General features: G+C 66.7%; 9 protein-coding genes. 8 read left to right on the plus strand and 1 reads right to left on the minus strand.

The window, feature by feature from the left end; all coding sequences use genetic code 11:
• The first annotated feature begins 7 nt into the window (after positions 1–7).
• From tsaE to ACK4FJ_RS09485, 8 genes are all read left to right on the plus strand, one after another.
• Positions 8–490, plus strand: a complete 483-nt coding sequence (tsaE, locus tag ACK4FJ_RS09450; protein WP_409765739.1) for a tRNA (adenosine(37)-N6)-threonylcarbamoyltransferase complex ATPase subunit type 1 TsaE — start codon at positions 8–10, stop codon at positions 488–490.
• Positions 483–1,496 carry an aminoglycoside phosphotransferase family protein gene (locus ACK4FJ_RS09455; RefSeq protein WP_409765741.1) on the plus strand — a complete coding sequence of 338 codons (1,014 nt, stop codon included), beginning with the start codon at positions 483–485 and terminating at the stop codon, positions 1,494–1,496. Before tsaE ends, ACK4FJ_RS09455 begins: the two co-directional genes overlap by 8 nt.
• Positions 1,493–2,215 carry a nucleotidyltransferase family protein gene (locus ACK4FJ_RS09460; RefSeq protein ID WP_409765743.1) on the plus strand — a complete coding sequence of 241 codons (723 nt, stop codon included), beginning with the start codon at positions 1,493–1,495 and terminating at the stop codon, positions 2,213–2,215. The genes ACK4FJ_RS09455 and ACK4FJ_RS09460 overlap by 4 nt, the downstream gene beginning before the upstream one ends.
• Positions 2,205–5,171, plus strand: a complete 2,967-nt coding sequence (addB, locus tag ACK4FJ_RS09465) for a double-strand break repair protein AddB (RefSeq protein ID WP_409765745.1) — start codon at positions 2,205–2,207, stop codon at positions 5,169–5,171. The genes ACK4FJ_RS09460 and addB overlap by 11 nt, the downstream gene beginning before the upstream one ends.
• Positions 5,168–8,644 carry a double-strand break repair helicase AddA gene (addA, locus tag ACK4FJ_RS09470; protein ID WP_409765747.1) on the plus strand — a complete coding sequence of 1,159 codons (3,477 nt, stop codon included), beginning with the start codon at positions 5,168–5,170 and terminating at the stop codon, positions 8,642–8,644. Before addB ends, addA begins: the two co-directional genes overlap by 4 nt.
• A 19-nt stretch (positions 8,645–8,663) precedes the next feature.
• Positions 8,664–9,446 (plus strand): DUF1223 domain-containing protein, encoded by a 783-nt coding sequence (locus ACK4FJ_RS09475; RefSeq protein ID WP_409765749.1) that lies wholly within the window; start codon positions 8,664–8,666, stop codon positions 9,444–9,446.
• 101 nt (positions 9,447–9,547) lie between these two features.
• On the plus strand, positions 9,548–9,973 hold the full coding sequence (locus ACK4FJ_RS09480; RefSeq protein ID WP_409765751.1) for a GNAT family N-acetyltransferase: 426 nt from the start codon (positions 9,548–9,550) through the stop codon (positions 9,971–9,973).
• A gap of 31 nt (positions 9,974–10,004) precedes the next feature.
• Positions 10,005–10,802, plus strand: coding sequence for an NUDIX hydrolase (locus tag ACK4FJ_RS09485; protein WP_409765753.1), 798 nt, complete (start codon positions 10,005–10,007; stop codon positions 10,800–10,802).
• Between the two features lie 20 nt (positions 10,803–10,822).
• Here the strand turns inward: ACK4FJ_RS09485 and htpG are convergent, their stop codons facing one another.
• The gene (htpG, locus tag ACK4FJ_RS09490; RefSeq protein WP_409765755.1) at positions 10,823–12,685 is read right to left on the minus strand and encodes a molecular chaperone HtpG; all 1,863 of its coding nucleotides are present in this window, start codon (positions 12,683–12,685) and stop codon (positions 10,823–10,825) included.
• Positions 12,686–12,687: the final 2 nt, after the last annotated feature.

The following is a 12,687-nucleotide window of genomic DNA, read 5'->3' on the forward strand; positions in this document are numbered from 1 at the left end:
TGCTGTCATGTCCGTGATTCGCAGCCTGATGCTGCCCGATGAGGCAGCCACCGCCGCGCTGGCCGCCCGGCTTGCGCCGCTGCTGCGCCCGGGCGACGCGTTGCTGCTCGACGGGCCGCTTGGGGCCGGAAAGACCAGCTTTGCGCGCGCCCTGATCCGCAGCCTGTGCGGCGCCGGCACCGAAGTGCCGAGTCCGAGCTTCAACATCGTGCTGACCTACGACACCCCGCAGGGCACATTGTGGCATTTCGATCTCTATCGGGTGGCCGATCCGCGCGAACTGGACGAGCTTGGCCTGGATGAAGCCCTGCAGGACGGCATCGTGCTGATCGAATGGCCCGACCGGCTCGGCCAGCACCCGCCGGCCGGCGCCCTGACCCTGCGGCTCACCCCGCTCGACTCTCCGCCTGCCGCCCGCCGCGCCGACCTGATCGGCGATGCGGCATGGGCGCAACGCCTTTCCTCGCTTTCGGCCTCCGCTCATGTCTGATCGTTCCGCCCTGTCCCATGATTTCCTGACGCGCGCCGGCTGGGGCGCGGCCAATCGGGCAAAACTGGCCGGCGATGCCTCCTTCCGCAGATACGAACGCCTGCATCTGGATGGCCGCCCGGCTGTGCTGATGGACGCGCCACCGCCGCAGGAGGATGTCCGCCCCTTCCTGAAGATCGCGCGCCTGCTGCTGCAGCATGGTTACAGCGCGCCCGGCATTCTGGCCGAGGATGCCGAACACGGCTTCCTGTTGCTGGAAGACCTGGGCGACGATCTCTATGCCCGCCTGATCCGCCAGGGCAACGATGAATTGCCGCTTTATGAAGCCGCGATCGACTTCCTGCTCGACCTGCATCGTCATGCCGCGCCGGCCGATCTGGCGCCCTATGACGAAGCACGGCTGATCGATGAACTGGGCCTGTTCACCGACTGGTATCTGCCGGCGCTGACCGGCCGCGACACGCCCGAGACGCAACGACGCGAATTCCAGGCCCTGTGGCAGGCGCTGGCCCCCGAAGTCTGCCTGCCGCCGCGCATCCTGGTGCTGCGCGACTTCCATGCGGAAAACCTGATCTGGCTCCCTGGGCGCACGGGCCCGGCCCGTGTCGGCCTGCTGGATTTCCAGGATGCCGTCGCCGGCCATCCGGCCTATGACCTCGTCTCGCTGCTGGAAGACGCACGCCGCGACGTCGCACCCGATCTGGCCGAAGCCATGCTGCGGCGCTACATCGCCGGCAGTGGGATTGATGATGCCGCGTTCCGCCGTGCCTATGCCATCCTGGGCGCGCAACGCAACCTGCGTATTGTCGGCATCTTCACGCGACTGTGGAAACGCGACAGCAAACCGCATTACCAGGCCTTCATGCCGCGCATGTGGCGCCTGGTCGAACACGATCTCACGCATCCGGCGCTCGCCGACCTGCGGCGCTGGATTGACGCAGCCGTTCCGGCCGAATTGCGCCGCAAGCCGCTGCCGGGCCTGCCCGCGCTCAGCCTGGCCTCATGATCGCCCTGCCTGAAACCGCGATGGTTCTGGCCGCCGGTTTCGGCACGCGGCTGCGGCCTCTCACCGACCGCACACCAAAACCGTTGATCCCCGTGGCGGGCCGCAACCTGCTAGACCGCTGCCTGGACCGTCTGGTCGAGGCCGGTGTGAAACGCGCCGTGGTCAACATCCACTGGCTCGGCGGGCAGATTCGCGATCATCTGGCGCAGCGCCGCGACATCGCCATCATCATCTCCGATGAAAGTGACTTATTGTTGGAAACCGGTGGCGGCATCGCCAGGGCATTACCCCTGCTGGGCGATACGCCGTTCTTCGCCGTCAATGCCGACCTGATCTGGCGCGACGATGCCGAACCGGCCCTGCGGCGCCTGGCACAGGCTTTCGATCCGGCGCGGATGGATGCCCTGCTGCTGGTGCAGCCGCGCGAGAAGGCCACCGGCCATGCCGGGGCGGGTGACTTCATGATGAGCGCCGATGGCCGACTCACGCGGCGTGGCGACCTGCCGACGGCGCCTTATGTTTTCACCGGCGTGCAAATCCTGCAGCCGCATCTGTTCCGCGATGTGCCCATGGGGCCATTTTCGCTGAACCTGATCTACGACCGTGTCATCGCTGCCGGCCGCCTGCATGGTCTGGCCCATCGCGGCCTGTGGATGGATGTAGGCAACCATGAAGGCCTCGCTGCCGCCGAGGCCCTGCTTGGCGGCCATGGCGACTGATCCCGCCGTCTACACCATCCCGCCAGGCCGGCCGTTTCTGGACCTGCTCGCGGCTGGCATGCTGCAACGCTGGGGCAAAGACCCGATTGAGCTCTCCCGCATCACCATCCTGCTGCCCACGCGCCGCGCCTGCCGTGCGCTGGCCGAGGCCTTCCTGCGCCTGAGCGATGGCGCCGCGCTGCTGCTGCCGCAGATACGGCCGCTGGGCGATATCGACGAGGACGAACTGGAACTGCGCGGCATCGGCGGCGATGGCGGGGAGGCCCAGCCTTTCTCCACACTGGATCGCAGCCTGCTGCTGGCTAAGTTGGTGCTGGCCTCGCCGCTGGCAGGACACGATCCCGCCAATGCCCTGCGCCTGGCACGTGAACTCGGCCATCTGCTCGATGCTGTCGCCACCGAGGAAACCTCGCTGGACAAGCTGCCAGATCTGGTGCCGCTGGAACTCGCCGGCCACTGGCAGCAGACGCTCGATTTCCTGCAGGTGATCCGTCAGGCCTGGCCGGCCATCAAGATGGAACAAGGCCGGCTGGATACCGCCGAATACCGCCAGCGCCTGACCCAGCGCTGGATCGAACACTGGCAGGAGAATCCGCCCGCCGATCCGGTGATCGCCGCCGGCTCCACCGGCACAATCCCGGCCACCGCGCGTCTGCTGAAACTGGCGGCCCGGCTGCCGCAGGGCGCCGTGGTACTGCCCGGCCTGGATACCAGCCTCGACGAGGCCGCATGGCAGGGCGCACGCGATGAGCCGACCCATCCCCAGCATGCCCTGGCGCATCTGCTCGACACCATGGGCGTGCTGCGGAACGAAGTCAGGCCATGGCCTGCTGAAGATGGCGACACAACCATCGAAACCACGCGCGCTGCGTTGCTGTCGTCTGCCCTGCTGCCGCCCGGAGAAACTCATCGCTGGCGCGAACTGTCGGGCGGCATCGCCGACGATGCCTTTCGCAACCTGCACCGCATAGAAGCACCCGGCCCGCGCGAGGAGGCACTGGCCATCGCACTGGCCATGCGCGAAACGCTGGAACAACCCGGCCGCACCGCCGCACTGGTCACGCCGGATCGTATGCTGGCGCGACGCGTGGCTGCCGAGCTGACGCGCTATGGCATCGAGATCGACGATTCCGCCGGCCAGCCCCTGGGCCAGATGCCGCCCGCGGTATTCCTGCGCCTGATCGCAGAAGCCGTGGCAGAGGATTTCAGTGCCGTTGCCCTGCTGGCCTTGCTCAAGCATCCCTTCTGCCGGCTGGGTATGGCACGACAGGACCTGCTGCGCTGGGCGCGCCGAATCGAACGCAAGGTATTGCGCCGTGGACAGCCGAAGCAGGGTCTCGATGCCTTGGCCCTTCAACTGGCCGAGCATGCCGACCTGTTGCCGCCGCTGGCGCGGCTGAAAACCGCCATGGAGCCTCTGGTCGCCGCGATACGGCAGGACGAGACGGAACTGCATACGCTGCTGGAGGCGCAGATCCGCGCCGCCGATGCGCTGGCGCAAACCAACGACGGGGAACCTCCCAGCCTGTGGCAGCATGAAGATGGCGAAGCCCTGCACGACCTGATCACCGAATTACTGAAGGCCGCGCCGCATTTCGGTACGCTGAAGCCGGCTGCCTGGCCGCGCCTGCTGGAAGCCCTGCTGGAAGGTCAGATGGTGCGGCCGCGTTATGGCCGTCATCCACGCCTGTTCATCTGGGGCCTGCTGGAAGCACGTCTGCAGCATGCCGACCGCATCATCCTCGGCGGCCTCAACGAAGGCACCTGGCCGCCGCAGGCCCGGGAAGACCCCTGGCTGAGCCGCCCGATGCGCCAGCATCTGGGCCTCAGCGCGCCGGAACGCCGGCTGGGCCAGACCGCGCAGGATTTTGTGCAGGCCGCCAGCAGCCACGAAGTGATCCTCACTCGCGCATCCAAAGTCGACGGCACACCAACCGTACCGGCACGCTGGTTGTTGCGGCTGGATGCGTTGCTGAAGGACGATGCGCGCTGGCAGGCCACGCTGGCACCGCGTTATCTCGCCTGGACCGAATGGCTCGACCGCCCGGCCGCCGCAGTCTCCATCGCCGCGCCGCGCCCCACGCCGCCGCTGGAGGCGCGGCCGCGCGAGCTGTATGTCACGGCTATCGAAAAATGGGTCCGTGATCCTTACGAAGTCTATGCGCGGCGCATCCTTGGCCTGCGCCGGCTTGACCCGCCGGGCCAGCCGCCGGATGCCAGGCTGCGTGGCGACGTCATCCACGCCGTGCTGGAAACCTTTCTGGCCCGCCATGGCGAAAACCTGCCGGATGACGCGACGGCATTGCCGGAACTGCTCGAACTGGGTCGCATGAAATTCGGCGCATGGCTGGAACGGCCGGAAATCGCCGCGCTGTGGTGGCCACGTTTCGAACGCGCCATGCGCTGGTTCCTGACCAATGAGCGCGAACGCCGCGCCGCCGGGTTCCGTCCCGCATTGCTGGAGCGCGAGGGCAGCTATGCTTTTGACGCACCCGGCGGCTCCTTCACGTTGAAAGCCAAGGCCGACCGCATCGACCGCAATGCGGCCGATGGCCGTCTGGCGGTGCTGGATTACAAGACCGGCCGCCCACCCTCGCCCAAACAGGTGCAGACCGGCCTGTCCCCGCAACTCGCGCTGGAAGCGGCCATCGCCACACATGGCGGTTTCGAAGGGCTCGATCCGGCGAGGATCGCCGAACTGGTCTATATCCGGCTTGGCGGCGGCGATCCGCCGGGCGAGGCCAAACCCGTCGAAGGCGGCCGCCCACCGGTTTCGCCGCCCGATATTCTCGCTGACGAAGCTCTGGCCCGCCTGCAGGCCTGGGTGGCGAAATTCGACGATCCCACCACACCCTACCTGTCACGGCCGCGGCCGCAATTCGTCGATTATGCCGGCGACTACGACCACCTCGCCCGCGTGGCCGAACGCGCCGAAGGCGGCGGAGAAGACGCATGAGCGAGCTTCACGCCCACCAGACCAACCAGCGCGTCGCCGCCGATCCGAACCTGTCGGCCTGGGTGGCCGCCAATGCCGGATCGGGCAAGACCCGCGTGCTGGTCGACCGCGTCACCCGCCTGCTGCTGATGGGCACGCGGCCAAGCGGCATCCTCTGCCTCACCTTCACCAAGGCCGCCGCCGCCGAGATGGCCCTGCGCCTGACCGAGCGCCTGGGCAAATGGACCACGCTGGCCGACGCGGCCCTGAAAACCGAACTGCTCGATCTGCTTGGCCAGCAGGTCGGCGAAGCAGACATGATTGCAGCGCGCAAATTGTTCGCCCGTACCCTGGAATCGCCGGGCGGCCTGCGGCTGCAGACCGTGCATGCCTTCTGCGAGGCCTTGCTGAAACGTTTCCCCGTCGAGGCCGGCGTGCCGCCGGGCTTTGCCGTCGCCGACGAGGCGGTGACCAGGGAACTCTTCGCGGTGGCGCGCGACCGCGTGCTGGCCGACGGACTGAACGATCCGGCTTTCGAGGCGGTGATCCGCTTCTTCGCCGAACGCGTGGACGACAGCCGCTTCGGCAACCTGATCAAGGTGCTGCTCGGCAAACGACGCGACCTCGGCCTGCTATTGCAGGCGCATGGCGGCTCTGCGGCGGCTTCCGGCGCGCTCTATGCCCAGCTTGGCCTGCCACCCGATGCCACGCGCGGGGCCATCATCGGTGTGCATGTTGCCGGCATGGCTATGGCCGATCTGCGACGCGCGGTGGGCGCGCTGGTGCAGGGTGGCACGAATGACCGCAAACTGGGTGAACCACTGGCCGGCTGGCTGGCCGCCGATAGCCCTGTCGAACGCTTCGAAGCCGAATGGCTGGCGTCTTTCTTCACCCAGAAAGGCGAACCGCGCAGCAACCTTGCCAGCAAGGCAGCGCTGAAGGCCGATCCATCCTGTGCCGATACCCTGAAGCAGGAACAGGACCGACTGATCGCCCTGCTGCAGCAGCTCAATGCGGTCGCCATCGCCGAGGCCACCTCCATGCTGCTGCGGCTGGGCGAGCGACTGCTGGATGCCTATGGCGCGCTGAAGACCGCCCATGGCCTGCTGGATTACGACGACCTGATCCTGAAAAGCCGCGACCTGCTGGTGGAACCCAGCCAGGTGCCCTGGGTGATGTTCAAGCTGGACCAGGGCATCGACCATATCCTGGTCGACGAGGCGCAGGATACCAGCCCCGATCAATGGTCGGTGGTGGCGGCCCTGGCGGAGGAATTCTTCAGCGGTGCCGGCGCGCATGACGGCCCACGTCGCACCATCTTCGCCGTCGGTGACGTCAAGCAGTCGATCTACAGCTTTCAGGGCGCGCGGCCGCAGGCCTTCCTCGACATGCGCAGCGACTTCCGCCGCCGCGCCGAGGCCGTGGGCGAACAATTGCATCCCGTGCCACTGGAAATGTCGTTCCGCTCGGCGCCTGCCATACTGCAACTGGTGGACGCCGTCTTTGCGCAGGACGCCGCCAGGCCCGGCGTGGTGGAAGACGACCGCCCGCTGCACCACAAGGCCAGGCGCGCGGAAGAAGCTGGCCGCATCGAACTCTGGCCACCGTTCAAGCCCGACCCGAAAGCGCAGAGCGAACCCTGGGATGCGCCGCTGGATTATGTCGGCCGGAAGGATCCGCGCGTACGGCTGGCCGAGACCATCGCGGCGCGGATCAGGCACTGGATCGACACCGAAGACCTGCCCGCCCTTGGCCGCCGCATCCAGCCCGGCGACGTGATGATCCTGGTGCGGCGGCGCAATGTGTTCTTCGAGGCCATGGTGCAGGCATTGAAGAACGCCAATGTGCCGGTAGCCGGTGCCGACCGCATGATCCTGGCCGAACAGGTCGCGGTTCTCGATCTGCTGGCGCTGGGCGCTTTCTGCCTGCTGCCCGACGACGACCTGACGCTGGCCGCCGTGCTGAAAGGCCCGCTGTTCAATTTCAGCGAGGACGACCTCTTCGCACTGTGCTGGCGGCGGCAGGAAACCCGACTATGGCGTGAACTGCGCCGCCGCGCCCATGAACGGCCGCACTGGCAGGCTGCCTGCGATGAGTTGCGCCAGATGCTTGGCCGTGCCGACCTGATGCCGCCTTTTGCTTTCTATAGCGCGATGCTGGGCGCCGGCGGCGGCCGGCGCCGCCTGATCGCCCGGCTGGGCAGCCAAGCCAACGAACCGATCGATGAATTCCTCAGCGCCACCCTGGCCTATGAACGCGAGGCCGCGCCCTGCCTGCAGGGTTTCCTCGCCTGGTTCCCGCGCCATGCCGGCGAGATCAAGCGCGACCTCGATCAGGGCCGCAACGAGGTGCGCGTACTGACCGTGCATGGTGCCAAGGGCCTGGAGGCGCCGGTGGTGATCCTGCCCGATTGCTGCGACCTGCCGCAGGACAAGGATGGCGAAGGCCTGCTCTGGGGCGAGGCACCGCAGCCGCCGCGGCGGCCCGTGATGGGCGGCCCGCGTGCCGCCCAGGCCGTGCCGCAACTCTACTGGCCGATGCGCAAGGACAACGACACGGCATTGACCACTGCTCTGCGCAGCGCCCGCCGCGCCGAGCAGATGGCGGAATACCGCCGCCTGCTCTATGTGGCGCTGACGCGCGCCCGCGACCGGCTGTATGTCTGCGGCTATCTCAACGGCAAAACCGCCGACAGCGGCCCGCCGCAGGGAAGCTGGTACGATCTGGTCTCCGCCGGTTTCGCCAGCCTGCAGCCGCAACAGGTCGTCGCCCTGCCCTGGGGCGATGAGGGATTGCGGTTTGAAACCTTCCCCGGCCAGCAGGCGAAAGCGGTTCCGCCCGAGATTCAGCCAGGGCATTTTACAGCGCCGATCTGGCTGCATCATCCGCCGCCGCCAGAACCGGCACCACCACGCCCGCTCAGCCCCTCACGCCCGAGCAAGGCCGAACCGCCGCCGCTCGGCCCCACCGCGCCGGACCGCCGCGCCGGCCTGGCGCGCGGCAAACTGATCCACCGGCTGCTGCAGACCCTGCCCGATCTGTCCGAAGCGGAACGCGCACAGGCTGCCGCGCGCTATCTCGCCCATCCGATGCATGGCCTGGCGCAGGCATCCCGGGCCGAGATTGCCCGTGAGGCATTGGCCGTGCTTGCCGATCCCATTTTCGCTGCGGTCTTCGCATCCAACGCCCATGTTGAAGCACCACTGGTCGGCCGTCTGGGCGAGCGGCTGGTGAGCGGCCAGATCGATCGCCTGCTGGTGACGGACACGGCCGTGCTGGTGGTTGATTTCAAGACCAACCGACCGCCGCCGGCCAGGCCCGAAGAGGTCGACCCCGCCTATCTGGATCAAATGGCACTGTATCGCGGATTATTGCAGGCGATTTTCCCGGATCGCCCGGTCAGGGCCGCCCTGTTATGGACCTATGCGCCGCGCCTGATGCCCCTGCCCGACAGCCTGCTGGATCGGCGGCTGGCAAATTTCACCGCAACGTGACTGGTCGGGATGCCACCGAATGCCTAGTTTCAGCGGCATGACGATGGGAACGCGACATTGGCTCTCGCTGGGGCTGTCGGCCATGCTGGTTGCACTTCTGGCGCTGGTTACAGGCCAGCCGGCCCGCGCACAGACGTCTGCGCCGTCGCAGCTGGTGGTACTGGAGCTGTTCACCAGTCAAGGCTGCAATTCATGTCCGCCGGCCGATGCGCTGATGACCGAATGGGCGAAGAAGCCCGGCGTACTGCCGATCTCGCTGCATGTCGATTACTGGGATTATCTCGGCTGGAAGGACACGCTGAGCCGCAAGGGCCACAATGTCCGCCAGCAGGATTACGCGCGTGGCATCGGCAATCGCCAGATCTATACACCGCAGGTGGTGATCGACGGCCAGTTCCAGGCGGTGGGCTCCAATCGCGAAGCTGTGGAAAAGGCTCTGGCCAAGGCCAGCAGACAGACCCATGTACCGCTGCGTGCGGAGCGCGGCAGGGCCAAGGGCTGGCAGATCGTGGTGCCTGACATGCCGAACTGGCAGGGCGAGGCCAAACTGCTGCTCTGCCGTTATGACCGCAAGCATGATGTGACCATAGAGCGCGGCGAGAACCATGGCCGCACGCTGAGCTATCTGAATGTGGCCCGCGCCTGGAACGAATTCGGTCGCTGGAATGGCCGGGCCGGACGCTACGACGTGCCCGACCTCGATGGCACCGACTGGAGTCACCAGGGCGCCGTCGTCATGTTGCAGATGCTCAATGCCGGTTCCAACGGGCCGATCATCGGCGCCGTCGATCTCAAACCCTGACCGTCCTTCCCGCTGCCGTTACGGCAGTCGTTGACAGCCCAGCCCCACCGCCCGAAGCTGAGAGACGGAAATCAGGGAGTCGCCAGAAGGGGGTCCCCCAAATGCAGGTGATCCAGCGGATCGAACATCGCATGCGACTGGCCGATCGCAACGATCTGCCGCGCCTGATCGAGATCGCACAAAGCGCGCTCTCCGATGCGGCGAAGCTGGATTTCCATGCCCTGCAGCACGAGCAATCCCTGTTCCTGGCCGAATGGCGCACCGCCATCGACGGCTTCGCCGTATTCCTGCCCCTGCAGGAGAGCCTGCTGGTACATCGCTTGGCCGTGGCCGAGGAGGCACGTGGACGCGGCCTGGGCGGCTGGATGCTGGATGTCGCCGGCCATCATGCCCGCCAGCTCGGGCTGCAGGCCGTGGAGGTGCAGCGCGCCATCGGGGAACGCGACAGCATCGCCTGGCTGCAACGGCGTGGCTTCAGCCCGATGCCCCATGGCGGCAACCGGCTTTATCTTCGCCGCCCCGTTTGAGAATCAGAACAAGAAACCGAAGGAAACGCCAATGACCGAGACGAAATCCGCCCTGCTGCCGTCCAGCACGATCCTGATGCTGCGCGATGGCGATGCGGGACTGGAAGTGTTCATGGTCAAACGCCACCACGCCATCGATTTTGCCTCCGGCGCCATGGTATTTCCCGGCGGCAAACTGGCGGCGGGCGACAGCGATCCGGTATTGCAGGGCCGCCATGCCCGGCCGGGTAATTTCGCCCCGGCGCTCACGCCTTTTGCCTTCGGCGCGATCCGCGAAGCCTTCGAGGAATCCGGGCTGCTGCTCGCGCGTCCGAAAGGCGACGGCAAGCTGTTGTCGGCCGAACGCGCCGCCGCCCTGGAAGCCTGGCGCGAGCCGCTCAATCGCGGTGACAAATCCCTGCGTGACCTGGCCGAGGCCGAGAACCTGGATTACGCCCTGGACTGCATGGTGCCCTTCGCCCACTGGATCACGCCCGAGGTGATGCCGAAGCGCTTCGACACCTGGTTTTTCCTGGCGCGCGCGCCGGAGGGCCAGATCGGCGCCCATGACGGCAGCGAGTCGGTCGATTCCGAATGGATCGCGCCGCAGGCCGCGCTGGATGCCTGGGAAGCCAAGACCCGCACCATTGTGTTCGCCACCCGCATGCAGCTGGTGAAGCTGGCCCGCGCGCGCAGCGTGGACGAGGCGCTGGCCCAGGCGGCGCAGACGCCCATCGTCGACGTGATGCCGGTGCTGGACAAGGCCAGCTTCGCCGAGCCGCATCTGCGCATTCCGGCCGAAGCCGGCTATGGCGTGACGGAAGTGCCGCTCAGCCGCGTCGGGATGTAATCAGGCCTAAAGGGCCTGGTCTAGAGCGCCTTGGCCATCACCCGCGCCAGCCGCTGGGCGAAGCCGGCCGGATCGGCCAGCGGCTCGCCTTCCACCAGCCGCGCCTGATCGAGCAGCAGCTGGGCGGCATCATTCAGCGCATCGACCGCGCCGGGCTGCTGCGCCCGCGCCGCCAGCGCCCCGATCAGGGCATGGCCCGGATTGATCTCAAGGATGCGCGGGCTGGTCTTGTCCAGCTTCTGGTGCAGGCGCAGCAAGCGCTCCAGATGCATGTCCATGTCGCCATCGGCCGCTACCAGACAAACGGCGCTGTCGGTCAGCCGTTTGGATTCCCGCACATCCTTCACCGCATCGCCCAGAACCTGCTTCAGCGCGGCGATCAGCGTGCCAAGCGCAGCGCCTTCCACCTTCTCACCATCTTCCGGCTTCGTCTCGCCGGCATCCGGTACGACATCCAGGTCGGCGCCGGCGCGTGTCGCGGACTTCACCGGCTTGCCGGCGTAATCCTGCACGACCGAAAGCCAGAAATCGTCGACCGGATCGGTCAGCAGCAGAACTTCCACACCCTTGGCGCGGAAGCCTTCCAGTTGCGGGCTGCGCTTGAGCTGGTCGATCTGGTCGCCGTTGATGACGTAGATCGCGCTCTGGCCGTCTTTCATCGCGGCGACATACTCGTCCAGCGATACCCAGCCTTCGCGCGACGACGAACGGAAGCGCGCCAGCTTGAGAAGCTGCTCCCGGTGCTCGGCATCCTCATAGATGCCTTCCTTCAGCACGGCGCCGAAATTCTCCCAGAAGGCGGCGTAGGCCGCGGCATCCTTACCGGCCTTCTTTTCCAGCTCGCCCAGCACGCGCCGGGTGATCGCCTGCCGGATGCGCGCCACGACCGGGTTATGCTGCAGCATCTCGCGGCTGACATTCAGCGGCAGATCGGCGGAATCGACCACGCCACGCAGGAACCGTAGCCAGGCCGGCACCAGTTCATCGCAGCGGTCGGTGATGAATACCCGCCGGACATACAGCTTCAGCGCCGCCTTGCGCGCCGGATCGAACAGGTCGTGCGGGCGCATGCCCGGCACGAACAGCAGCAAGGTGTAATCCAGCTTGCCTTCGGCCCGGGCATGCAGCGTAAGCCAGGGTTCATCGAAGGCATGGGCGACGTGGTGGTAGAAATCCGTGTATTGCTGCTCGGTGACTTCGGATTTCGGCCGCGACCACAGTGCGCTGGCGGCATTCAGGGTTTCCGCCTTGTCGCCATCCTGCAGCACGACCGGCAGCGCGATGTGATCGGAATAGGTCTTGACCACATGGCGCAGGCGCATGGGGTCGAGGAATTCGTCCTCGCCTTCGCGCAGATGCAGCAGGATGGTGGTGCCGCGTCCTTCCCGGCCCGCCTCGCCGATGCTGAATTCGCCCGATCCGTCGGAAACCCAGCACCAAGCCTGCATCTCGCCGGCCTTGCGCGAGACAACCTCCACCTTCGCCGCGACCATGAAGGCGGAATAAAAGCCGACGCCGAACTGGCCGATCAGGGCCATGTCCTTTGCGGCATCGCCGCTGAGCGAGGAGACGAACTCGCCGGTGCCCGAGCGCGCAATGGTGCCCAGATTGGCAATCAGTTCGTCGCGCCCCATGCCGATGCCGTTATCGGCGATGCTCAGGGTGCGCGCGGTCTTGTCGAAGGAAATGACGACTTTGAGTTCGGTGTCGCCCGCCCACAGATCCGGCTCGGTCTGCGCGGCGAAACGCAGCTTGTCGCAGGCATCGGAGGCGTTGGAGATCAACTCGCGAAGGAAGATTTCCTTCTGGCTGTAGAGGGCATGGGTGACGATATGCAGCAGCCGCGTCACCTCGGCCTGGAAATGCATGGTCTGGGCAGTCATCC

The organism is Ferrovibrio sp., assembly GCF_046297595.1.
In the GTDB taxonomy this organism is placed as follows: domain Bacteria; phylum Pseudomonadota; class Alphaproteobacteria; order Ferrovibrionales; family Ferrovibrionaceae; genus Ferrovibrio.